The organism is Streptomyces avidinii (assembly GCF_014650695.1).
In the GTDB taxonomy this organism is placed as follows: domain Bacteria; phylum Actinomycetota; class Actinomycetes; order Streptomycetales; family Streptomycetaceae; genus Streptomyces; species Streptomyces avidinii.
Genome location: NZ_BMVL01000006.1, coordinates 143,201 through 164,271, shown reverse-complemented (window position 1 = coordinate 164,271; position 21,071 = coordinate 143,201). Strand labels below are relative to the sequence as shown.

The 21,071-nt window shown below is 70.9% G+C and carries 23 protein-coding genes and 1 pseudogene; 12 read left to right on the top strand and 12 right to left on the bottom strand.

The window, feature by feature from the left end; genetic code table 11:
* Positions 1 to 102: 102 nt before the first annotated feature.
* From IE257_RS17115 to IE257_RS17105, 3 genes are all read right to left on the bottom strand, one after another.
* Positions 103 to 2,190 (bottom strand): protein kinase domain-containing protein, encoded by a 2,088-nt coding sequence (locus tag IE257_RS17115; protein WP_189969513.1) that lies wholly within the window; start codon positions 2,188 to 2,190, stop codon positions 103 to 105.
* 198 nt (positions 2,191 to 2,388) lie between these two features.
* Complete coding sequence (locus IE257_RS17110; RefSeq protein WP_372453076.1) at positions 2,389 to 2,754, bottom strand: BON domain-containing protein; 366 nt, start codon at positions 2,752 to 2,754, stop codon at positions 2,389 to 2,391.
* Positions 2,751 to 3,971 carry an MBL fold metallo-hydrolase gene (locus IE257_RS17105; RefSeq protein WP_229920435.1) on the bottom strand — a complete coding sequence of 407 codons (1,221 nt, stop codon included), beginning with the start codon at positions 3,969 to 3,971 and terminating at the stop codon, positions 2,751 to 2,753. The genes IE257_RS17110 and IE257_RS17105 overlap by 4 nt, the downstream gene beginning before the upstream one ends.
* Before the next feature lie 179 nt (positions 3,972 to 4,150).
* Between IE257_RS17105 and IE257_RS17100 the strand changes: the two genes are divergently transcribed.
* Positions 4,151 to 5,239 carry an alcohol dehydrogenase catalytic domain-containing protein gene (locus tag IE257_RS17100; protein WP_189969511.1) on the top strand — a complete coding sequence of 363 codons (1,089 nt, stop codon included), beginning with the start codon at positions 4,151 to 4,153 and terminating at the stop codon, positions 5,237 to 5,239.
* 5 nt (positions 5,240 to 5,244) lie between these two features.
* A complete protein-coding gene (locus IE257_RS17095) occupies positions 5,245 to 5,925 on the top strand; it encodes a helix-turn-helix domain-containing protein (RefSeq protein WP_189969509.1) in 681 nt (226 codons plus the stop codon).
* Positions 5,926 to 6,147: 222 nt separating this feature from the next.
* Here IE257_RS17095 and IE257_RS17090 read toward each other — a convergent pair whose 3' ends face one another.
* Positions 6,148 to 6,414: a protealysin inhibitor emfourin gene (locus IE257_RS17090; protein ID WP_189969507.1), complete on the bottom strand. Its 267-nt coding sequence runs from the start codon at positions 6,412 to 6,414 to the stop codon at positions 6,148 to 6,150.
* A gap of 408 nt (positions 6,415 to 6,822) precedes the next feature.
* On the opposite strand from IE257_RS17090, the gene IE257_RS17085 reads away from it, so the two are divergent.
* Positions 6,823 to 7,395 (top strand): dihydrofolate reductase family protein, encoded by a 573-nt coding sequence (locus IE257_RS17085; protein ID WP_189969505.1) that lies wholly within the window; start codon positions 6,823 to 6,825, stop codon positions 7,393 to 7,395.
* 90 nt (positions 7,396 to 7,485) lie between these two features.
* On the opposite strand, the gene IE257_RS17080 is transcribed toward IE257_RS17085, so the two are convergent.
* Entirely contained in the window at positions 7,486 to 8,346 is an 861-nt protein-coding gene (locus IE257_RS17080; protein ID WP_229920434.1) for a bestrophin-like domain, read from the bottom strand.
* Between the two features lie 798 nt (positions 8,347 to 9,144).
* On the opposite strand from IE257_RS17080, the gene IE257_RS17075 reads away from it, so the two are divergent.
* Positions 9,145 to 9,657 carry an EF-hand domain-containing protein gene (locus tag IE257_RS17075; RefSeq protein WP_189969503.1) on the top strand — a complete coding sequence of 171 codons (513 nt, stop codon included), beginning with the start codon at positions 9,145 to 9,147 and terminating at the stop codon, positions 9,655 to 9,657.
* Positions 9,658 to 9,927: 270 nt separating this feature from the next.
* Positions 9,928 to 10,236: a DUF6247 family protein gene (locus IE257_RS17070; protein WP_189969501.1), complete on the top strand. Its 309-nt coding sequence runs from the start codon at positions 9,928 to 9,930 to the stop codon at positions 10,234 to 10,236.
* A gap of 184 nt (positions 10,237 to 10,420) precedes the next feature.
* Here IE257_RS17070 and IE257_RS17065 read toward each other — a convergent pair whose 3' ends face one another.
* Genes IE257_RS17065 through IE257_RS17055 form a run of 3 tightly spaced genes read right to left on the bottom strand, consistent with a single transcriptional unit; the run spans position 10,421 to position 13,265 of the window.
* Complete coding sequence (locus tag IE257_RS17065) at positions 10,421 to 11,641, bottom strand: MFS transporter (protein WP_189969499.1); 1,221 nt, start codon at positions 11,639 to 11,641, stop codon at positions 10,421 to 10,423.
* Between the two features lie 3 nt (positions 11,642 to 11,644).
* The gene (locus IE257_RS17060; protein ID WP_189969497.1) at positions 11,645 to 13,009 is read right to left on the bottom strand and encodes an NAD(P)-binding domain-containing protein; all 1,365 of its coding nucleotides are present in this window, start codon (positions 13,007 to 13,009) and stop codon (positions 11,645 to 11,647) included.
* A gap of 52 nt (positions 13,010 to 13,061) precedes the next feature.
* A complete protein-coding gene (locus IE257_RS17055; RefSeq protein ID WP_189969495.1) occupies positions 13,062 to 13,265 on the bottom strand; it encodes a hypothetical protein in 204 nt (67 codons plus the stop codon).
* 30 nt (positions 13,266 to 13,295) lie between these two features.
* On the opposite strand from IE257_RS17055, the gene IE257_RS39460 reads away from it, so the two are divergent.
* Genes IE257_RS39460 through IE257_RS17040 form a run of 3 tightly spaced genes read left to right on the top strand, consistent with a single transcriptional unit; the run spans position 13,296 to position 14,768 of the window.
* Complete coding sequence (locus IE257_RS39460) at positions 13,296 to 13,889, top strand: NAD(P)-binding protein (RefSeq protein ID WP_373301830.1); 594 nt, start codon at positions 13,296 to 13,298, stop codon at positions 13,887 to 13,889.
* Between the two features lie 19 nt (positions 13,890 to 13,908).
* Entirely contained in the window at positions 13,909 to 14,277 is a 369-nt protein-coding gene (locus IE257_RS17045; protein ID WP_189969492.1) for an ArsR/SmtB family transcription factor, read from the top strand.
* Positions 14,274 to 14,768 carry a GNAT family N-acetyltransferase gene (locus IE257_RS17040; protein WP_189969490.1) on the top strand — a complete coding sequence of 165 codons (495 nt, stop codon included), beginning with the start codon at positions 14,274 to 14,276 and terminating at the stop codon, positions 14,766 to 14,768. Before IE257_RS17045 ends, IE257_RS17040 begins: the two co-directional genes overlap by 4 nt.
* Before the next feature lie 66 nt (positions 14,769 to 14,834).
* Here IE257_RS17040 and IE257_RS17035 read toward each other — a convergent pair.
* The 3 genes and pseudogenes from IE257_RS17035 to IE257_RS17025 form a co-directional block, all read right to left on the bottom strand.
* A pseudogene (locus tag IE257_RS17035) lies at positions 14,835 to 15,892 on the bottom strand (ArsO family NAD(P)H-dependent flavin-containing monooxygenase).
* On the bottom strand, positions 15,889 to 16,683 hold the full coding sequence (locus IE257_RS17030) for an aquaporin (protein ID WP_189969488.1): 795 nt from the start codon (positions 16,681 to 16,683) through the stop codon (positions 15,889 to 15,891). Before IE257_RS17030 ends, IE257_RS17035 begins: the two are co-directional and overlap by 4 nt.
* Positions 16,684 to 16,720: 37 nt before the next feature.
* On the bottom strand, positions 16,721 to 17,035 hold the full coding sequence (locus tag IE257_RS17025; RefSeq protein WP_189969486.1) for an ArsR/SmtB family transcription factor: 315 nt from the start codon (positions 17,033 to 17,035) through the stop codon (positions 16,721 to 16,723).
* A 76-nt stretch (positions 17,036 to 17,111) separates the two neighbouring features.
* Here IE257_RS17025 and IE257_RS17020 point away from each other — a divergent pair, with 76 nt between their 5' ends.
* Both IE257_RS17020 and IE257_RS17015 read left to right on the top strand, forming a co-directional pair.
* Entirely contained in the window at positions 17,112 to 17,282 is a 171-nt protein-coding gene (locus tag IE257_RS17020; protein ID WP_189969484.1) for a hypothetical protein, read from the top strand.
* Positions 17,283 to 17,445: 163 nt separating this feature from the next.
* On the top strand, positions 17,446 to 17,865 hold the full coding sequence (locus tag IE257_RS17015) for an arsenate reductase ArsC (protein ID WP_189969482.1): 420 nt from the start codon (positions 17,446 to 17,448) through the stop codon (positions 17,863 to 17,865).
* A 302-nt stretch (positions 17,866 to 18,167) separates the two neighbouring features.
* On the opposite strand, the gene IE257_RS17010 is transcribed toward IE257_RS17015, so the two are convergent.
* Positions 18,168 to 18,425 (bottom strand): DUF8825 domain-containing protein, encoded by a 258-nt coding sequence (locus tag IE257_RS17010; RefSeq protein WP_189969480.1) that lies wholly within the window; start codon positions 18,423 to 18,425, stop codon positions 18,168 to 18,170.
* A 239-nt stretch (positions 18,426 to 18,664) separates the two neighbouring features.
* On the opposite strand from IE257_RS17010, the gene IE257_RS17005 reads away from it, so the two are divergent.
* Both IE257_RS17005 and IE257_RS17000 read left to right on the top strand, forming a co-directional pair.
* A complete protein-coding gene (locus IE257_RS17005) occupies positions 18,665 to 20,209 on the top strand; it encodes an ISL3 family transposase (RefSeq protein WP_189969478.1) in 1,545 nt (514 codons plus the stop codon).
* 83 nt (positions 20,210 to 20,292) lie between these two features.
* Complete coding sequence (locus IE257_RS17000; protein WP_189969476.1) at positions 20,293 to 21,015, top strand: hypothetical protein; 723 nt, start codon at positions 20,293 to 20,295, stop codon at positions 21,013 to 21,015.
* Positions 21,016 to 21,071 lie beyond the last annotated feature (56 nt).

Here is a 21,071-nt window from a genome sequence, read left to right as displayed (position 1 = left end):
GTACAGGGCCTGCCCCTCGGCCGGCTCGGGGCCGGCCATCTCAGGGCCGCCGGATACGCGGGCCGGGTACGGCCAGGACAGCCCCAACGGCCGCTTACGCTCTCAGCGCCAGGCGGGGTGCCCTTCGGCAGCGGTGTCGGTGGTGAGCGCGCGCTCGCCGGTCCTGTCCGTGCGCACGGCCCAGATCACGGGCTTCTCGTACGGCCCGCGGACGAAGGCCACCCACTTGCCGTCGACGGACCAGGAGGGGTCCATCTCCTGGGCGTCGGTGGCGACCAGTTCACGATCGTCACTGCCGTCGGCGTTCACGAGGCGGATGTCGCCCTGAGTGCCTTTGGCGTAGGTGCCCGCCGTGTAGGCGAAGGTGGTGCCGTCGGGCGACCACACCGGGTCGAGCGCCGGATGGGGCAGCCGGGTCACCTGCTGCGGGGCGCGGTCCGGGGCGGCGGGGTCGACCACGTGGATCTGCCAGTCATCTGACGGTGTCTGCATGCAGACCGCGATGCTCCTGCCGTCCGGTGACCATGCGGGATCCTCGACCTGGCCCCGGCCCGAGGTGAGCCGGCGAGCCACGCCGTCGGCGACGCCGACCACGAACAGCTGCTGCACACCGTCCTCCTTGCGCAGCACGGCGAGCCGGCTGCCGTCCGGCGACCAGGACACCCTGCCGCCGGCGACGGAGGTGATCCGCCGCGGGTTCGAACCGTCGGCGTTGGCGGTCCAGACGGCCGTGCCCTCGGGGGTGCTGCGGGTGAAGGCGAACGACCTGCGGTCGGGGGACCACTGGGGCAAGGTGTCGCATGCGCCTGCGCCCCCGGTGATGAGCACCACGGGCTTCTCCGTCGCGGCGTCCCTGCGGGCGATGACGCTGTGGCACGTCGCGGGCCAGCCCGGGGCGGTGTCCTGCCGGATCAGCAGGGGATCGGCCGGGAACGCGGCAGGGGCAGGGGCGGAGCCGGTGGGTGTGGCCGCGCGGTCCTTGGAATTGTCCTTGGCGGAGTCCTTCCAGGGCTGCCAGACGAACACGCCGACGGCCGCGAGGGACGTCACGAGCACTGCCGCCACCACCGCGCGGCGCCGCCGGGGCTTTCCCGACACCGCCTGCGGCCCCTCCGCGGGGGCGGGGGAGAGCCGAGCCGAGGGCCCCGTCACGGTGCGCGACTGGTCCGCACGGGGCTCCGCGACGACGAGCGGGGCGGCGTCCGGTACGGGGAGTTCCTGCGCGGTGTCCGACGGGCTGGCCTGCGCGGTGGGAAGCACCGCCGGTTCCGGGACGTCGTGCGCGGTGTCCGACGGGCTGTCCGGCGGGGTGGGCAGCACCGCCGGTTCCGGGGCCGGGAGCAGCTGCGTTGCCGCCTCCGGCAGCCAGGAGCCACCGTCCGGGTGCCGGACGGTCAGAGTGCCGAGGAAGGCGGCCGGGGTGGGTCTCGCCGCCGGGTCCTTGGACAGACAGGCGCCGATGGCTTCGCGGAGTTCACCGGGCACCGCGGTCAGGTCCGGCTCCTCGTAGACCACCTTGAAGTGCCTGGCCGCGGACGGGCCGTCGCCGAAGGGGGCGCCGCCCGCCGCCTGGGTGAGCACCACCCCCAGAGCGAACATGTCGACCGCAGGGGTGAGCGCCCCACCGCCGGTGAGCTGCTCGGGCGCCAGGAATCCGGGCGTGCCGATCTGCAGGCCGGTCTGTGTGAGGGACGTTCCGTCCAGGGCGCGCGCGATGCCGAAATCGATGACACGCGGTCCGTCCTCCGCGACGATGATGTTGGCGGGCTTGAGGTCGCGGTGGATGACTCCCGCCCGGTGGATCGCCTCCAGTGCCTCGGCCAGCCCGGCGGCCAGGACGGTGAGCGTGTCCAGGGGAAGCGATCCGACGCGCGCGAGTACCGCTTGCAGGGTGGGACCGGGCACGAAGGCCGTCACCAGCCAGGCCGGCTCCCCGTCCGGGTCGGCGTCGACCACCGGCGCGGTGTGGAAGCCGCCGACCCGCCGAGCGGCCGCGACCTCATCGGCGAACCTGCGCTTGAACCCGGGCTCGGTGCTCAGCTCGGGACGTACGACCTTGACGGCGACCGCACGGCCGGACCGGGAGCGGCCCAGGTAGACCACGCCCATGCCCCCCTGGCCGAGCCGTCCCACCAGCCGGTAGCGGCCCTCGCCGAGCGAGGTGGGATCACCCGTTTCGAGCGGCTTCATTTGTCCCCCGTTTCACACCTTGCGCGATACAGCCCCTCTCCCTACCTGTTGCGCCGACCAGCAGTCAAGCGAGGCCTGTGCGGAGACCCGACAAGGATGCCTTTGGCAGCCTTTCTCCTGGTCGGCGGGGCACGCGCGGGCCGTCGCGGTGTTTCCCCTCGCGGCGCACGTGTGGCCGATGAGGGGGGATCTGCCCCCTCAGGCTCCGTCGTCGGTGGAGGGCGCGAGCGTTACCAGGTGGTTGTGCACGCTCACGATCCCCTCGACGGCCTGCGCGAGGCGCGTGGCCATCGGGATGAGGTGTGCGTCGCGCACCTTTCCGGTGAGCGTGACGACCCCGTGGGTGACATCGACCTTCAGCGCCTTCCGAGAAACGGGGAAGAGCGGCTCGACGACCTCGTGTCGGATCTCGGCGGCGAGCTCGTCGTCGGAACGGAGGAAGACCTTGAGGAGGTCGGCGCGGCTGACGGTACCGTCCGCGTCGACGACCGGGAGGCGTTTGACGTGCCGCTCGGCCATGAGTCGGGCGGCCTGGGGGAGGGTGGCGGTGGGCCGGACGGTCACGGCCGGACTCCTTGAAATCGGCATAGGGGGTGACCGCCACGACGTCGTGGGTCGCGGGCCCGCGTACCGGCGGCGGCGAACCCGACGACGACCACGGCGTTGCGGGGGTCGGGGAGAACCCGCCTCAGGTGGTGCAGGACGCGTCCGCCCGTGGCCATGCCGGCCGAGGACACGATGACGGCCGGCCCGGTGGTGCTGTTGATGTCGATGGACTCCTGAATGCTGCGGGCCGCCAGGAACGGCTCCGGGCCGATCGCGGATTCGCCCTGGGCGAGAACCTCCGGCCGCAGCTCGGGGGAGCGGGTGCGCAAGGCGTCCCGGTAGACGTCGAGGGCGGCCAGGGCCATGGGACTGTCCACGTGGACGGGAACGTTCGGCGGCAGGATGCCCTCGCGTCGCAGGCCGGCGAGTTCATGCAGGACGACCTCGGTGCGGTCGATCGCGAAGGCCGGGATCACCACGGTTCCACCCCGACCCAGCGTTCTGGCGATCACGGCGCCGAATTCCCGCTGAGCCGTCACGTGATCATGGCGTCGGTCTCCGTAGGTGGACTCCATCAGCAGCACGTCGGCACCCGAGAACGGCTCCGGGGGGAGCAGCAGGGGGTGGCCGGGACGGCCGAGGTCGCCACTGAATGCGAGGGTGTGTCCGTCCTCCAGCGTGAGGTGGACCCAGGCGGAGCCGAGGATGTGGCCGCCGTGCCGCAGTTTCAGCTTCGTCCCGGCAATGATCTCGACCTCCTCGCCCACCGGCACGGGGTCGAAGTACGTGACCGTCCGGTCCACATCGCCGTCGTCGTACAGCGGAGAGGCGGGCCGGTGTTTGGACCAGCCGTGCTCGTTGGCGTGCCGGGCGGCCTCCATCTGCAGCTTCGCGCTGTCACGCAGAACGATCTCGGCGAGGCGAGCGGTACGGGAGCTGGCCAGAATCGGCCCGCGGAAGCCGTGCCTGACCAGGCGAGGCAGGTAGCCGCAGTGGTCCAGGTGGGCATGGGTGACGACCACGGCATGGATGTCGGAGGCGTCGCACGCCAGCCTGTCCCAGTTGCGCCGCCGCAGGTCCGCGAAACCCTGGAAGAGACCGCAGTCGACGAGGATGCGGGCGTGATCGCTCTCCACCAGGAACTTGCTGCCGGTCACGGTCCGCACGCCCCCGAGGAAGCGCAGCAGCGCCGGGCGGGCGGAGGAGGGCACGGCGGTCGGGGCTGTCTCGGCCATGGCGGCAGCCCTCCTTTCGAGGCGGGTACCGGTCTTCACCATCCCATTCGGCGTATGGCGCGGGGAGGGGGCCGACGGGCCCAGGACGGGGACCGACCGGCCCATGCGCTCGGGACGGACGTCGGGCCAGCCTGGCAGTGTTCCCCACTGGACGAGCGACAGGAAGCAGGGCGAAAGTCATGAAGGCACTCGTCTTCCAAGGCCCGGGGCAGACCGCCTGGCAGGACGTCCCGGACCCCGCGATCAAGGACGCCGCCGACGCGATCGTCCGGGTCGATGCCGTGACCATCTGCGGCACCGATCTGCACATCGTCAAGGGCGATGTACCCGAGGTGACGCCGGGCCGGATCCTGGGGCACGAGGCTGTCGGAACCGTCGTCGAGATCGGCGGAGACGTCCACACCGTCCGCCCCGGGGACAGGGTCCTCATCTCCTGCATCTCCTCGTGCGGCCGGTGCAGCTACTGCCGCGAGAGCCGCTACGGCCAGTGCCGCGGCGGCGGTGGCTGGGTACTCGGGCACACCATCGACGGCGCGCAGGCCGAATACGTCCGGGTGCCCTTCGCCGACCTCTCCGTCCACCTGCTCCCCAGCGCCGTGGAGAGCCACGACGCGGTGCTGCTGGCCGACATCTTCCCCACCTCGTACGAGGTGGGCGTACTCAACGGGAAGGTGCGGCCGGGAGACACGGTCGTGGTGGTCGGAGCGGGTCCGATCGGCCTCGCGGCCATCGCCACGGCCCGCCTGTACAGCCCCGGGCGGATCATCGCCGTCGACCTCGCCGAGTCGAGGCTGGCAGCGGCCCGGGCCTTCGGCGCGGACGCGACCGCCGGAGCCACCGAGCAGCCGGAACAGCTGGTGGCCGACCTCACCGACGGGCTCGGTGCCGACGTGGTCATCGAGGCGGTCGGCGTACCGGAGGCCTTCGAGATGTGCACCCGGATGGTTCGCCCCGGCGGCCGGGTCGCGAACATCGGCGTCCACGGCAAGCCCGCCACCCTGCACCTCGAAGACCTGTGGATCAAGGACGTCACCATCACCACGGGGCTGGTCGACACCTCCTCCACCCCGATGCTGCTCCGCATGATGGCGGCCGGCCGCCTGCCGGGTGGCGAGCTGGTGACCCACCGCTTCGAGCTGGGACAGATGGAAGAGGCGTACGACGTCTTCTCCCGCGCCGGTGACACCGGTGCCCTGAAGGTCGTACTCGGCGGCCCCCAGCACGACGTGGTCGCCTCCGCGGCCGGGCACGAAACCGACGGGGCGTGACGGCCATGAACACCGGCACACCGGGATCCGCCTCCACCGCGACGCCTGCCGGACGAACCGACCTGGGACGCCGGATCGCCGCCCGCCGCGAGGAACTCGGCCTCAGCCGGGAAGAGCTGGGCGAGCGCTGCGGCAGTGATGCCACGTACGTCGCCTATCTGGAGGAGCGCGCCGCGTCGCCCGCCATCGGCTCCTTGCTGCGCCTCGCCGACGGGCTGGAGACGACCGTCGCGGAACTCACCGGAGCGACCGCCGACCATCCGCCCGGCCGGGGCACCAGCCTGCGCGACGCGCACCTGGTCGCGCTGACCTACGACGAGTGCCGACATCTCCTGTCCACGCACGGCATCGGCAGGGTCGGGGTCTTCAGCACCCGGGGGCCGGCCATCTTCCCCGTGAACTACGTGGTGGCCGGCGGTGAGATCGCCTTCCGCACGTCCGAAGAGACGGCCATCGCCGGGGCCGCCGGGACCGAGGTGGCTTTCGAGGTCGATCACATCGACGAGGTCATGCACACGGGCTGGAGCGTGATGGCCGTGGGCGAAGCGAAAGGCATCACCGATGCCGCTGTCATCAAGCGGCTCGATGCCGTGGCCCGCTCGCTGCCCTGGGCCGGCGGCGACCGGACCCATTGGATGAAGGTCACGCCGACCCGGCTCACCGGACGCCGAGTAGTGCACCGTTGAGCGCCTTCGGGGCGCGCAATCACGCGCGCCTGCTGCGCAGTTCGGGCGGGGAGGTTGCCTCCCACGTCTTGTGCGGGCCCGGTCCATGGCCAGCTCGGCGAGCGTGGGGGTGCGGGGAGGTGTCGAGTCGATCGCGGAGCAGAGAGCCAGGCGTCGGCCCGAGTCGAGAATCAAGGGTGGCTGAACGACCGGGACCGGCCCTACCGGTCCCGGTCGGGCCCGTCAGGCTACAGCGGCCAGAACAATGTCGATCAGCTGCCGCTGGTCCTCGGTGAGGTACGGATCCTGTAACTCCACCAGCTTGCTGTCGACGCGGACGACGTAGCTGAAGCCGTCAGGAACGGGGCCCTGCCCCGCAGGGCTCTCACCGCTGAGCGCACGCTCGGCCAGCCGCTCCAGCTCGAGCTGGTCGCTGCGGCACTCCGTTTCGAGAGAAGCGGTCTGTTCCCCGCCCGCAAACCCGCCGGTGCGTGTGACGGTGATCAGCATGGTGAAACCTCCTTGAGCAGAACACCGCCTTGTCGGGCGTTCGGCCGGAGCTGCTGGGCCCGGAGGCGGTGCATGGACGTAGTCGGCCTTCGCCTGCCCGCAAAAACCCCGTCCACCGCCCCTCCGCGTCCTTCCGGCGCAAGTTGTCCGGAACACGGCCGGTCGAGACGGCTTCGGGCCAGGTCTGCCGCGCTCGGCGAATTCTTGGTCACGGTGGTGGCCGTCCGGGGCACGCCCGCGAGGGATGTCGCCCTACCTGCGAGGTGCGCGGCGGGGCCGGTCACGTGGATGTCCTTCCATGAACCACAGCCATGGATCATGATTGCTGCACCGTAGCCACGAGTGCGGTCGAAGCGTGCATCGGTCGAACCCGTTGAGAACCGGACACGAGACACCAAGGAACCCGAGATGCGTACCCTGATCAGCACGGCTTTCCTCTCGCTCGACGGCGTCGTGGAGGGCCCAGGCGGCGAGCCCGGTTACCGGAACTCCGGTTGGACCTTCAAGGACGTCGAGTTCCTCCCCGAGGCGTTCGAGATCAAGGGCCGGGAGCAGAAGGAAGCCTCCGCGATACTGCTGGGCCGGACCAGCTACGAGGCGTTCAGCCAGGTGTGGCCCGACATGGAGGACTTCGCCGACTACAAGGTGATGCCGAAGTACATCGTCTCCACCACCCTCACCGAGGACGACCTGGTGTCGAACTGGGGCGAGACGACGATCCTGCGTTCGCTCGACGAGGTCGCCGCGCTGAAGGAGACCGAGGGCGGCCCGATCATCGTCCACGGCAGTGCCTCCCTGAACCAGGCCCTGTCGGACGCCGGCCTGATCGACCGCTACCACCTGCTCGTCTTCCCGCTGCTGCTCGGCGCGGGCAAGCGGCTCTTCAGCACCACCGACAAGGACACACAGAAGCTGAAGCTCGTCGAGCACGAGGTGTACGCGAACGGGCTGCAGAAGAACGTCTTCGACGTCGTCCGCTGACAAAGCGTTGTATTCGCCTCGCCGTCGCGGCGCTCGACCGTGTACAGCCGAACGGCAACGGGACGACGGCCGCCGTGGGCGGGGCCGCGGTCAGGCGGCCTTGCGGTTGCCCTGGTGGTCGCAGGGCAGGTCGGAGGCCGGGTGGTTGGTCGTGAAGTCGCGGGTGGCCTGTCGTTCGGCCTCGGTGATCGCCGTCGGCCGGACGCTGATGATGCCGCCGAAGGGGCGGTCGACGTCCCGGATGATGCACAGCGTGGTGGTCAGCAGCGCGGTGATCACGATGAGCGTGATCAGTTGGCCGCGGTTGTTCCTGCGGGGCAGGCAGATGCCGAGGGCGACCACTGTGATGGCCAGGGTGGCGAGGAGGAACCAGAGGATGGCGCTGGGGATGCTGGCGGTTGCCTGGGTGAGCCGCTCTTCGCGCTCGTCGGAGCGCTTGTTGTCCGCGGCGACCAGCATGCCGAAGACCGGCTTGCCTTCCAGGTCGCGAAACGCCTGGCGGAAGTCGGTCGACCAGACGCTCGGCGTGGGGGAGCCGTGTCCTTCGGCCATCGCCGGCCACTCCTGTCGGCGCACGGCGCGGGCGTAGCAGACCGCGTCCGCCTGGATCCGTGCCCGCTGTGCTGCGGGTGCGTACTCCGCCGTCTCGACGAGCTGGTCCAGGGCGCGGGCCTCGCCGCGGGACGAGACTTCGGCTTTGCCGTAGGAGCCGTTGGCCGTGACCAGGACGAAGGCAAGGAGCAGGACAGTCAGCGTCAGGAGGGGGCCGACGAGGTCTTTGACGGCCATGCCCGTGTCGTCGTCCTCGTTGAGGAGCCGGGGTCGCAGGTAGCGGTTGGCGGCGAGACCTGCGATCAGGGCGAGTGCGGCGACGACGATGACGAGGGCCACGGGCGGATGCCTCCGAGGGACGGCGTGCAGGTTCACGGTGCGGGCGACCGTCGCGATCATGGCGCGATGTGCCAGGGGAGCGGAACAGGGGAAACGATCGTTCGCCCCCGCACGGGGGAACGCCATTGGGCCGGCGGGAGCAGCCGCATCGGACCGAGGCCGCGGGAGGCGGATCGCGTGCGCCGCCGGCCCGTGTCGTTTCGTACGGCGGGCCCGCAGGGGCGCCCACCGGGGTCGCCCTCGCCGATACCCCGGGGAACGCCCTGGCCGGCTGGTTCGGCGAGGATGCAGCCAGCGTCACCGGGCTGACCGCCCGGGCCCGGCTCACCCGCTGCCGCTGCACCGATCGCCACGGGACCACGGAGCGGCACGTCCGCGGCGGCACGGACGTGGAGTTCACCCCCGCTCCTCAGGCCGTTACCTCGCCGAGGGGTGGCGGCCGTGGGCTCCCCGTGGTGCCGGGGACAACGCGGGGAGCCCACGGCCGCCGACTCCCACCCCGGTACAGCGCCGCCACCGCCAATTGACGGGACAGGTGCTCTCATCCACGTCCTTCTGCGTGCACACGTGATCCGTCTCCGTCGAACCGTGCGTGGTCACCCCGCACGGAGTGAACGTCGACTCGAACGTGCCGTCCTTGTCCGGGTGGACCGGACCGGGCTCACCGCGCAGCACTCCCATCGCCTGATCGGTGCCGATCTCCAGGCGGACGACCGAGGAGTGCACCTCCTCGCCGTCCTTGAACGTCACCACACTGCGGTGACCAGGTGACCAGGTGACCTGGTGCCGGGTTGATCGTTTCCGGGGTGAGGGCGGCACCCGCCGCTCCTCCGGCTTTGCGCAGGAAAGTAGGTTCGGGTGGACGCCATCACGGCCAAGCGGCACATCTTCTCGATGCTGGACGTCGACGGCGACGGGGCCATTTCCCGCCAGGAGTACCTGGCCCGGCCCGAACGCGCGGCAGCGGCCCTGGGCCGGGCGGGCGACGACCCGCTCCTGTCCTTGGCGCGCACCGCGCACGAGAGGGTGTTCGCTTCGATGGACGCGAACCGGGACGGCCGGGTGACCTTCACCGAGTACGAGGCGTGGGCGGGCGCGGAGGCCTTCGACGAGGTGTGCAGGCCGGCTCTGGGATCACTGTTCGACCTGGCCGACGCCGACCGCGACGGCCACCTCGACCGGGCGGAGTTCACCCGGCTGCGCCAGGCCCTGGGCAACCCCGCAGACAACGCCGGTGCGGCCTTCGACGCGCTGGACGAGGACCGTGACGGCCGTATCGACCGGGACGCCTACCTGGCACAGATCCGTTCCTTCGTCACTGACGGATCCTCCCCCGTGGCGCGGGCTCTCCACGCGGAGGCCGGTCGCTGACGACACGACGACCGGCGGCGCTGCGGAGACGCACCCTCTGGCGTGAACAAAGCCCCGGACTGGACCGCGTAGCTGTCCGTCGTCCGTGAGGCTGCCGTGCCCCTGCCCGAACGGCTGGCCACGTTCTCGGCCCGCACGGCCGGGCAGCTGACTGCCACGCCGGCATGCCGCTACGTCCAGAGCCACCGCCACCAGCTGTGAGGGCTGAACCCCTCCTCTCTCCACCGCTGCGGCGGCTACCGTGGCGGTACAACCCGTTTGGAGGATCCCGTGAGCACTCAACCCGTCGACCACGTACCCGTCCCGCCGTACGCGCCCGCCCCCGGTGCTGCGGCCGAACTCCGTGCGCAACTGCGCGCGGACCGCCGGGCGGAGATGTGGGTGCCGGCGTTCGAGCGGGACTGGGCCAAGGCCCTTGAGGATGCCCACGACTCCTTCAGCCTCACCCCCTTGCACGAGGTGGTGCGTACCTGGCAGCTGCGCGTCGCCGCGGCCCCGGCCGTCGACGCCTTCATGGACTCCGGCCGCGACGAGTCCGGCTTCGTGGACCTGGACGACGTCCTCGGTCGGCGCCGGTGACCGGTCAGCAGTGGGCGGTACGTCTGTCCCCGCAGGCCGCGAAGACGCTCGCCGAGCTTCCTGACCCGGTCCCGGCGGTCAGGGCCTGGTGGAGCGCGGCACAGGCGGCCCGCTCCAGTTGCAGGTCGGCATAGGTGCTGCGCAGGTCCTTCGGCGTGGCGAGCAGCTCGCCGGTTCGGGTGAGTCATTCCTTCCGGTTGCGCTCGTGGGCCCCGAGGGCTGTGACAGCGGCAGTGATCGACAAGGCCGCGAGCAGTGCGAACAGAGCGGGGTAGCCACCGAGGGGTCCGGCCAGGACCGCGCCGGCGAAGGGGGCGAGGGCGGCTGCAGCGTGGGCCGGTGCGCCGAGGAGCCCCGAGAGCCGTCCGTAGTGGGTGGTGCCCCAGCGGTCGGTGACAGCGGTGGCCTGGAGGAGGGTGAGATTGCCTCGGATCACCCCGGCGAGGACGGATACCGCGATGAGCAGGGCATACGGGCCGGCCACGGTTGCGAGGGCCGCGGTGGTGAGGGCGCCGAGTGCGATCAGGGTGACGGTGCGGGCGGTGACGCCCAGGCGGCGGGCGAGGGACGCGTACAGGGTGCGGCCGAGGGTCTGGCCCGCGCCACCGAGCCCGAGGGCCCATGCGGCCTGGGTGGTGGTGTAGCCGCGTTCGATCAGGAGGGGGACGAGGCCGATGACGACGGCGTACATGGCGAACGCGGAGAGGGTGAAGGTGGCGGCCAGCATCCGGAACGCCCGGCTGCGCACGACTTGCTCGTGGCCGCCGGTGAGGTGCGGCGGGCTCGGAGGGGCCGGTGGCCAGGGGGCTTTCAGGGCGAGCGCGTGGGCCGGGACGGTCAGGACGGCGAGGATGCCGGCGAGCACCACGTAGGTGGCGCGCCAGGACATGTGGTCGGCGAGTATTGCGGTCAGGGGTGCGAAGACGGTGGAGGCGAGTCCGCCGGCAAGGGTGACGATCGTGAGTGCGCGGATGTGGTCGGGGGCCCACCAGCGGGTGAGGGCGGCGAAGGCGGGCTGGTAGAAGATGGCGGCCATCGCGGCCCCGGCGAGAAGCCACCCGGCGAAGAACAGGGGGAGGTTGGGCGCTGCGGCGATCACCAGCAGGCTCAGGGAGCCGAGGACCGAGCCTGCGGTCATGACGGTACGGGGGCCGCGGTGGTCCAGGACGCGGCCGACGTAGATCCCGGCCATGGCGGAGACGACGAGGGCGGCGGAGAACGCCGCGGTGGTCGCTCCCGCGCTCCAGCCGGTGTCGGCGGTGATGGCGGGATTGAGGACGGGGAAGGCGTAGTAGACGATGCCCCAGCCGGTGATCTGGGTGAGGCAGAGGGCGGGCAGGACGGCGCGTGGCCGCGACCGGTCCCCTGTTCCGGTCGCGGCCACGCCGGCCTGGGTGTCGGGCACGGTTCAGCAGCCGCCGGAGGAGGCGGGCGCACTGCCGATGGTGAGGGTGGCCGGGGCTGCGCAGCAGCCGCCACCGGTCGCTTCGGCGGCCTCCGGCTCGTCGAACAGGCCCGCGCCGCCGCACACCCCGGTTTCGGGGAGGGTGAGTTCGACGCGCTCGGCGGCTTCCTGGTCGCCGGCGAGGTGGGCGGCGATGGAGCGGACCTGCTCGTAGCCGGTCAGGGCGAGGAAGGTGGGAGCGCGGCCGTAGGACTTCATGCCGACGAGGTAGACGTCCTTCTCCGGGTGGGAGAGCTCGCCCACGCCGTGGGGGTAGACGGTGCCGCAGGAGTGCTGGTTCGGGTCGATCAGTGGAGCCAGCTCGACCGGAGCCTGGAGGCGCTCGTCCAGGCCCAGGCGCAGCTCGCCCAGGAAGGACAGGTCAGAGCGGAAGCCGGTCAGGACGATGACTTCGTCCACCGGGTCGAGACGGCGGCCGTCCTCACCGATGACGTTCACTCGACCCTCCCCGTCCCGCTCGAAGGCGTCCGTGCGGAAACCGGTGACCGCGTCGGCGTAGCCGCCGTCGACCGCTGCCTTGGCCGCCAGGCCGAGGGCGCCGCGGGCGGGCAGTTGATCGGCCGCGCCGCCACCGAAGGTGGAGCCGGAGATTCCGCGGCGCACGATCCATGTGGCGTGGGTGCCCTTGCCGTCCTCGGACTTGGCGAGATCGGCGAGGTGGGCGAGGGCGGTGAAGGCGGAGGCGCCGGAGCCGATGACCGCGGTGCGCCTCCCGGCGTAGCGGGCGCGGACCGCGGGGTCCTTCAGGTCCGGGACCCGGTAGGTGATGTGGTCGGCGGCGGCCTTCTCGCCGAGGGCGGCGAGTCCGCTGCCGCCTGCGGGGCTGGGAGCAGACCAAGTGCCGGAGGCGTCGATGACGGCGCGGGCGAAAAGGCGGTGCTCGTGGCCGTCGGCGTTCTCGTAGTGGACGACGAAGGGCTGGGTGTCGCGGTCGGCGTCGACGATGCGGTCGCGGCCGGTGCGGGAGACGCCGGTGACGCGCGCTCCGTAGCGCACCTGCTCGCCGAGCACGTCGGCCAGCGGCTGGAGGTAGCGCTCGGCCCAGTCACCGCCGGAGGGGTAGGCGTCCTCGGCGGGCTTGGTCCAGCCGGTCGGGGCGAGGAGCTTCTCGGCGGCCGGGTCGACGAGCTCGCCCCAGCGGGAGAACAGCCGCACGTGAGCCCACTCGCGCACGGCGGCCCCGGCGAGCGGGCCGGCTTCCAGGACGAGGGGCGTGATGTCGCGGTCGAGGAGGTGGGCGGCGGCCGCGAGTCCGGCGGGGCCGGCCCCGATGACGACGACGGGCAGCTCGGTGGTGGTCTCGCTCATGGCATGTCTCCGGGTCTTCGTACCGACGGGTGGGTGGGCGGGACTTCAGGTGTCAGCAGCAGTCGGCGCCGGTGGCGACGGCCTCGCTCTTGGCCTGGGGGGCGCAGCAGGTTCCGGCTGCTTCCGCGCTCTCGCTGGTGCCACAGCAGGGTGAGGACTGGGCGGGCGCCACCTCGGCGGCGTTTGCGGGGGCGGAGCCGCAACAGGAACCCGCCTCGGTGCGGTTCGTGCTGGTGGGGGTAACCGGCTCATTCATGACGACTTCCTCTTGTTTCGAAGTTTGTCTATGGCTTGCGTGATCAGAATGGCACCTGTATCGATAGACGTCAACATAGACATTCATCTAATTCCCGGCGTTGTCGTGGAGTGCGTGGAAGCCGTCGTCATCGGAGGCGGGCAGTCGGGGCTTGCCGCCGCGCATGGGCTGGTCAGGGCAGGGCTGAAGCCGGTGGTGCCGGAGGCGCCGGAACGGGTGGGGGGGTCATGGCCGCACTGCTGCGACAGCCGGCCCCTGTTTTCGGCGGCCCAGTTGAGGGCGTTGCCCGGCAGCGGTTCGGCGGGGATAAGGCTCCGCCCGCCCCGCCGGTCCTGGATGACGGCCGCTACCGCGCCGTCCTCACCGCCGGCGCCCCCGATCGGCGGCAGATGTTCACTCGCCGCGCCGACGACCTCGGTCACGTGGGTCGATGGCACTGCAAAGCGGCTGGACGCGTTGATCCTCGCCACCGGATGCCGCCGCCACTGGCCCTGCCTCGCCGGGCTCGACGGCGCCCTGCCTGTCCTCGAACACGCCGCGCGGGGTCGGTCGGGATGTCGCCGGGGCGGCATCCCGACCGGCCGTCCACCTGGCCCGCAGCTGCCCCCTGCCCTCTTGTTTTGATGTGTGTCAACATAGACGTATGTCGAATGCGAAGGTTCTGCCGCTGCTGGAGCCCGACGTCGTCGCGGCCTGCTGCCCGCCGCTGAACGAGCGCCCGATGTCGGCCGACGAGGCCGAGGTCGCGGCGAAGATGTTCAAGGCTCTCGGTGACCCCGTGCGCCTGCGGCTGTTCTCCGCCGTCGCCTCCCACGAGGGCGGGGAGGCGTGCGTGTGCGACATCTCCGACGTCGGCGTCTCCCAGCCCACCGTCTCCCACCACCTCAAGAAGCTGAAGGAGGCCGGGCTGCTGTCTTCCGAGCGCCGTGGAACGTGGGTGTACTACCGGGTCGAGCCGTCCGTGCTCGCCGCCATGGGCGCGCTGCTGGCCGGCGCCGCGAAGACGGCGTGACCGCGGTGCGGATCGAGGTGCTGCTGCCCAAGCATGCCGAGCAGGTGTTGGGCATCTACCGGTCGGGGATCGACGAGGGCAACGCCACCTTCGAGACGCAAGCCCCCGAGTGGGCCGCTTTCGACAAGGCCAAGCTGCCCGGCCACCGCTTCGTCGCCGTCGAGGACGGCAGGGTTTTGGGCTGGGTAGCGGCGAGCGCGGTATCGGACCGGTGCGCGTACGCGGGTGTGGTCGAGCACTCCGTGTACGTCCACCCCGCCGCCCGCGGCCGTGGCGTCGCCCGCGCCCTGCTGGACGCGCTGATCGCTTCGACGGACGCGGCCGGGATCTGGACCATCCAGTCCGGGATCTTCCCCGAGAACACCGCCAGCCTGGCCCTCCACGCACGAGCAGGCTTCCGCGTCATCGGCACCCGCGAACGCATCGGCCGCCTTCACGGGGTCTGGCGCGACGTCGTGCTGCTGGAGCGTCGCAGTTCCGTGACGGGCTGAAGCATCAGCGAGACCAACCTGTTCAAACAGGCCTTCGCCCAGGAGTTCCGACTAGGGCCTGCCGGCTCACGCGAGGAGGCCGGCGATCGCCCGGGCGGCATCTCGGGCCGGCCGCCCCACCCCGATGAGGGTGGCGGATGCCGGGCCGGTCCAGTTGCCGTAGCCGAGCAGGTGCAGGCGGGACTCGTCCGCGGCGCGGGTGCCGTCCACGGCGATGCGGCCGCGGGTGCCGCGCAACCGCAGGGAGGCGAATGGGGCGAGGGCGGGGCGGAATCCGGTGCACCAGATGACCGAGTCCGCCTCGGCCCGGGTGCCGTCGGCCCACTCGACCCCGGTCGGCGTGAGGCGTGTGAACATCGGCCCGGCGTTGAGGAGTCCGGCGTCGCGGGCCGCGCGGACGGGCGGGACGGCGACGATGTCGCCGAGGGACGCGACGCCGCCGGTGTCGGTGCGGCCTTCGTCGAGGGCGCGGCGGCGGGCGGTCGCCGCGTCGAAGAGGGCTCGACCGTCGATGTCGTCGGCCAGATAGCGGGGCGGACGCTGGGTGACCCAGGTCAGGTCGATGCCGGCGTGGGCGAGGTCGGCGGCAATCTGCGCGCCGGAGTTGCCGCCCCCGACCACGACCACGCGCTGCCCGGTGATTGGACGGGCTGCGGTACTGCACGGTGTGCAGCTGGCGGCCACGGTAGTCGCGCCGGCCGGGAACGGCGGGCAGGAAGGGGCGGGTCCAGGTGCCGGTGGCGCCGATGACCGCCCGGGCGGTCCAGGGTCCGGAGTCCGTCTCCACCCGCAGACCGGACCCGTCCCGGTGCACGCCCTCGACCCGCGTGCCGCGCCGGACGGGGAGTTCGTACCGCTTCTCGTAGTCGGTGAGGTAGTCGACCACCTGGGCGGGCGTCCGGGTAGGGCTCACCCTGCTGGACGGGCATGAGCCGCCCGGGCAGGGAGGAGTACTGGGCCGGGGAGAAGAGGGGCAGGGAGTCCCAGGTGTGCTGCCAGGCCCCGCCGGGGGCTGTCTCGGCGTCGAGGATGACGTGCTCGATGCCCAGACGGCGCAGGTGGTAGCCGGCGGCGAGCCCTGACTGGCCGCCGCCGATCACCACCACGTCCGTCCGCTGCGTCATACCGAGGGCGTTCCGTTGTCCGTCGTGCCGCGCATGAAGATGACCGCCACCAGGGCGAGGCCCACCACGGCGCCGACGAGTTGCATGCCGATGAAGCCGGGCACCGAGGCCGGGGCGATGCCCGCGAAGGTGTCGGTGAAGGCGCGGCCGATGGTGACGGCCGGGTTGGCGAAGGAAGTGGAGGAGGTGAACCAGTAGGCGGCGCCGATGTACGAGGCGACGGCGACGGGGGCGAAGCGGAGACGGTCGGTGCGGGCCAGGCCGAAGATCAGCAGGATCAGACCGGCTGTGGCGACGACCTCGCCGAGGAGGAGGTTCCCTGCGGAGCGGTCGTGGGTGGACCACTTGACCAGCGGTTCGCCGAACATCGCGTCCGCGAGGATCGCGCCCGCGATAGCGCCGACGATCTGCGAGGGCACGTACGCGGCCAGCTCGCGGGCGGTGACGCCGGCGCCGCCGCGGCGGGCGGTCCACCACTCGGCCAGCGTGACGGCCGGGTTGAAATGGGCGCCGGAGATCGGGCCGAGGAGGACGATCAGCACGCCGAGCCCGAAGACGGTGGCGGTGGAGTTGGCCAGCAGCTGCAGCGCGACGTCGTCGGTGAGGTCGACGGCCTGGATGCCGGAGCCGACCACCACCGCCACGAGGGCGGCCGTGCCGACCAGCTCGGCGGCCGCCCGGGCGACCAGCGGTGCTCTGGGCGGGGTGGCGCCGGGCGCCGGCTGCGGAGCGTCGGCGGTTATGGCGGACTCCGCGGCGGGGGCGGTGTCGGCGGGCACGGAGGCGGTCAAGGCAGGTTCTCCTCGGGCGGGTGAGGCAGGAAGCGGGTTACGGGCAGGCCCGCTTGAGGTTCGCTTCGGCGGTGGCTCGCGCGGTCCGAGCGAGGTCGGCGAACTGACCGGCGAGGGCTTCGATGACCTCCGGGCGCAGGCGGTAGTAGATGTACCTGCCGCATGGCTCCGTCTCTACGACCCCCGCCTCCCGCAGTACCTTCATGTGGTTGGAGAGGTTCGTCTGCTTGGCGCCCGTCTCCTCCACGAGGTGGGTGGTGCAGAGCGTCTCGCGGGCGAGCAGGGTCACGATCCGGAGCCTGAGAGGGTCGGCCAGAACCCGGATCAGATCAGTGTCGACTGACGTCATCATGGACTGATACTGTCACATCAGTTGGAGCTGACACCAGCCCGTACTGACCCTATTGGCTCCTTTGAACGGGATCGCCATGCCCTCGTCTTCCTCGCTCCTCCTGCCGGACGAACGACTGGCCGCCGGGGCCGCCCGCCTCGCCACCCGATACGCCGGCCGCTTCGCGCCGGAAACCGTGCTGCGCCTGCTCGCCCGCAACGCCGGGCGCTCACAGACGGCCGCCGCCCTCCTCGCCCGCCGGGCGTGAGCGCGTCACGGTCTCCTCCGCGGACATCCACCCCGCAGGCGAGGCGGGTGCCGCACATCGCCCAGGCCCTCACCGAGGCAGGCTCCACCGAGCTGCTTACCCAGCTCGCCCCCTGAAGCCCCACAGATCCCCACCGCAGTCGCCTCACCCCAAGGAAGAACAGATGTCCTCCGCTCCTGCCGCCTCCGTCCTGTTCGTCTGCATCCACAACGCGGGCCGCTCCCAGATGGCGGCCGGGTTCCTGCGCCACCTCGCGGGCGACCGCGTCGAGGTCCGATCCGCCGGATCCGTGCCCGGCGAGCAGATCAACCCGGCCGCGGTGGCCGCCATGGCCGAGCTGGGGATCGACATCTCCGACCAGAAGCCGAAGGTCCTCACCCCGGAGGCCGCCCGGGCTTCCGACTACATCATCACGATGGGCTGCGGGGATGCCTGCCCGTACTTCCCCGGCAAGACCTACCTCGACTGGCAGCTCGAGGACCCGGCCGGCCAGGGCGTCGAGGCCGTCCGTCCCATCCGCGACGAGATCAAGGCCCTCATCGAGGGTCTGATCGCCGAGATCGACGCCAAGTCGAAGGCCTGAGGCGACGCGAAGTGACGTGGGACGCCGAGGTGCGCGGTGCGGGAACGGCGGACGAGAGCGACGGCCTGCTCGATCACCACGGGAAACGCCCGCATCCGCAACTCCTGCTTCGAGTCGTGCAACCTCCCGCCGCAGAGCCGCACCCCCCGAGAGTTGCACCACAGCTGATCCATCCGAGCAGAAAGCGGTGCCGCCGGAACGTCGTACCTTGCACAAGGGGGATCCGCACCGGGCGCAGGGGCCGGTCCGGCGGGGCGCCCGGGTGGAGATCTGCGGGCGGGGCTTGGCGGTGGTCTGCTCGCTCATGCCGCTCCCTCCCCTTCTGCCGGTGCGCAGGTGTGGGTGCGGGCGGCGTGCCGCAGCTCGACGCCGCCGGCCCGCCAGGCGGTCGAGGCCGCCCAGTAGGGGTGGGTGCACAGCTCCCCCGAGAGGGCGATCAACCGGCGCCGCAGCGCGGTCGTACCGGCCCCGGCCGGGGACCGCGCCAGCTCCAGGTAGGTCTGCTGCCACGCCTTCTGGAGCGTGATCAGGTCCTCGGGGAAGCGGAACGGTGGTCTCACACCCCAAGTGAAACACGTGTTCGATTTTCTCTGCGAGTGCCGCGCCCCTGGTCATCGGCCGCACTTGTGCCTGAGCGTTTTACTTGGCCCCTGAGCGCTCTAATTGGTTCTGACCGCGCTTCCGTGATGGCTACGCCATCTGCGGGTGCTGGAATCGACGGCCCAGGCGATCACTCGCGCCTTGAACTTCGCAGCCTGAGCAGGTCTGCAGGACCGTTCCGCCAGGGGATGACGTTGTCATGGAGACGGAATCGCTTGAAGGCGTTCTCTTCCCTGGCCTGGATCTCGTAGTGCGCCAGGCCACCGTCGTCGGGGAAAGCTTGATGGTCGATGCGGCTTGCTGCGGACCGCCAGGGCCCTGTCCCCAATGTCAGCATCCTGCGGCACGCGTCCACAGCCGGTACTGGCGTCACGTTGCCGGCCTACCCGCTGGCGGCCGTCAGATGATCGTCCGTCTCCATGTTCGCCGGTTCTTCTGCGATCAGATCCAATGCCGGCGCCGGACATACGTGGAACAAGTGGCTGGCCTGACCAAACCGAGGCTGCGGACTTCGACGCCGGCCCGGTCGGCGATGAGGGCAGTCGCGGCGGAGCTCGGCGGCCGCCCAGGCCAACGCCTATGCACGAAACTGCGGATCCATGGTCGGCGGACAGCCCTACTGGGACAGCTGACGGCTCGGCCCGTGCCGACCCGGGCCCCTCGGATACTCGGGATCGACGAGTTCGCGTTCCGCAAGGGCCGGACCTACGGCACCGTCCTCGTTGACGTCGAGTCCTCCCGACCGGTGGACGTGCTGCCGGATCGAGAGACCAGCACGGTCGCCAACTGGCTCCATGAGCATCCCGGCGCCGAGATCATCTGCCGAGACCGCCTGATGGCATTCACCAAGGCCATCAGGCAGGCCGCCCCGGACGCGCTGGAGGTGGCAGATCGCTGGCACCTCCTACAGAACCTCTCGACAGCCGTAGAGAAGACCTGCCGCCGGCACCGTGACTGCCTCCGACGGCCCGCCGGACCAGAGGCCAGCCCACCGCCTGATACTCCTCTTCTGAACCGGATCCGACAACGCCACGCGGAGGTCAACGAACTCGCCGCCACCGGCATGTCGCTGAACGCCATCGGCCGCCACCTACAACTGGATCGCAAGACGGTCAGGCGCTACCGGAACAAGGATCTACCAGGGCTTATCGCCTCGGCTCAGGACCGCGGGCACGGAGTCCTCGACCCATTCATCGAGCACGTGCAGCACCGCTTCCATGCAGGCTGCACCAGCTCCATGCAGCTCTACCGCGAGGTGCTCGCCCTCGGCTACACCGGCGGGTACCACGTTGTGCACCGTTACGTGGTGACCATCCGGAAAGGCATCGCGGTCCCCGCGCGCTCGGTGACTGCCCGCCCTCGCGATATCACCTCATGGATCATGCGCCCCCAGGAGTCACTCAACAGCTCCGATGTTGCCCAGCTCGACGCTGTGCGGAGTGCCTGCCCGGAGATCGCTCTGGCCTGCGACCTCGCGCGGGAGTTCACCGACATGCTCCGCCAACGCCGCGGGCACCTGCTGCGGGACTGGATTCAGAAGGCCGCGCTGGGCGGCCCAGATGCGATCGGCATCTTCGCTGGATCCGTCCGCCAGGACCTGCACGCCGTCACCGCCGGCCTCACCCTCCCCTACAGCTCCGGCATCGTGGAAGGACACGTCAACAGAATCAAAACGATCAAGCGGCAGATGTACGGTCGTGCTTCGTTCGCCCTGCTCAGGGCCCGCATCCTTCTTGATCCATAGCCGAAGACCTCGCCAAACAGCGGCGGCAGCCGGCGTGATCCCCGCCCGATCACGCACCTGGCGGGGGAGGAGAAGATGACGGCATGAACATCGAACAGGCTTTCACGGAACTCGGGAACGCCGAGGAGGTGCCTGGCCTGCCTATGGCCTGGCGATGGTCACCCATGTCGCGCTTCATGTTCTCCCTCGCCATGGACACTGACGGGCAGTGGGCCTACCAGATGAACTCGCTGGACGTCCACGACGAGGGGCTGACCAGGGCTGTTCTTGAGTTCGCGAGGCAGCACCGGCTCGGGCGCGGACCGGGCTCCCGACCTTTTACGATTGCCGCCGGCTTCTCCTACGGGACCTACCGGTTCGACGTGGTGGTAGCGGCTGCGCCGTCCGTGCACGGCTACCACCATGGGCGGAACGAAACCCTGAACGAGGTCGTTTCAGCAGTCTTCCCGGCGTACCAGTGCGAGTTCCGCGGGGACGAAAGCCCGGATGAGGCCCTTCTGCGGTTCAAGCGCATGCTGCGGCCGACGATCATCTCCCGGCCCCCGGCTCCGTACCTGCGGATGCGCTACGAGAACACCCGGACCGACGGCGGCAGCGTGGGCCCGTCGCGTGGGTTCACCACACACGACGTGCTGCTGCGTGAGCTCAGGCTCCTCGAAGGCGCACCGGGGAGCTTCGTTGAGTTCGAGAACGCCTCTGGTCAGGTGTGGAACGTCGAGTGGAACGGTTCGTGGCTGGTGAACGGCGCAGTCCAAGACGCACCGCCCTCCGAGGCCTGGGCGACATCGGTTTTGGGGTGGCCGTAGGAGTCTCGACGGCCTACGTCCCCCTTCAGCCGTAGTCGTCACGGAAGCGCGGTCAG

Bases quoted from the DNA above. Each gene is read 5' to 3' on its own strand.
- IE257_RS17115 (WP_189969513.1), bottom strand. From the start codon at position 2,190: ATGAAGCCGCTCGAAACGGGTGATCCCACCTCGCTCGGCGAGGGCCGC.
- IE257_RS17105 (WP_229920435.1), bottom strand. From the start codon at position 3,971: ATGGCCGAGACAGCCCCGACCGCCGTGCCCTCCTCCGCCCGCCCGGCG.
- IE257_RS17100 (WP_189969511.1), top strand. From the start codon at position 4,151: ATGAAGGCACTCGTCTTCCAAGGCCCGGGGCAGACCGCCTGGCAGGAC.
- IE257_RS17095 (WP_189969509.1), top strand. From the start codon at position 5,245: ATGAACACCGGCACACCGGGATCCGCCTCCACCGCGACGCCTGCCGGA.
- IE257_RS17090 (WP_189969507.1), bottom strand. From the start codon at position 6,414: ATGCTGATCACCGTCACACGCACCGGCGGGTTTGCGGGCGGGGAACAG.
- IE257_RS17085 (WP_189969505.1), top strand. From the start codon at position 6,823: ATGCGTACCCTGATCAGCACGGCTTTCCTCTCGCTCGACGGCGTCGTG.
- IE257_RS17080 (WP_229920434.1), bottom strand. From the start codon at position 8,346: ATGATCGCGACGGTCGCCCGCACCGTGAACCTGCACGCCGTCCCTCGG.
- IE257_RS17060 (WP_189969497.1), bottom strand. From the start codon at position 13,009: ATGAGCGAGACCACCACCGAGCTGCCCGTCGTCGTCATCGGGGCCGGC.
- IE257_RS17055 (WP_189969495.1), bottom strand. From the start codon at position 13,265: ATGAATGAGCCGGTTACCCCCACCAGCACGAACCGCACCGAGGCGGGT.
- IE257_RS39460 (WP_373301830.1), top strand. From the start codon at position 13,296: ATGGCTTGCGTGATCAGAATGGCACCTGTATCGATAGACGTCAACATA.
- IE257_RS17045 (WP_189969492.1), top strand. From the start codon at position 13,909: ATGTCGAATGCGAAGGTTCTGCCGCTGCTGGAGCCCGACGTCGTCGCG.
- IE257_RS17025 (WP_189969486.1), bottom strand. From the start codon at position 17,035: ATGATGACGTCAGTCGACACTGATCTGATCCGGGTTCTGGCCGACCCT.
- IE257_RS17020 (WP_189969484.1), top strand. From the start codon at position 17,112: ATGCCCTCGTCTTCCTCGCTCCTCCTGCCGGACGAACGACTGGCCGCC.
- IE257_RS17015 (WP_189969482.1), top strand. From the start codon at position 17,446: ATGTCCTCCGCTCCTGCCGCCTCCGTCCTGTTCGTCTGCATCCACAAC.
- IE257_RS17005 (WP_189969478.1), top strand. From the start codon at position 18,665: ATGGAGACGGAATCGCTTGAAGGCGTTCTCTTCCCTGGCCTGGATCTC.
- IE257_RS17000 (WP_189969476.1), top strand. From the start codon at position 20,293: ATGAACATCGAACAGGCTTTCACGGAACTCGGGAACGCCGAGGAGGTG.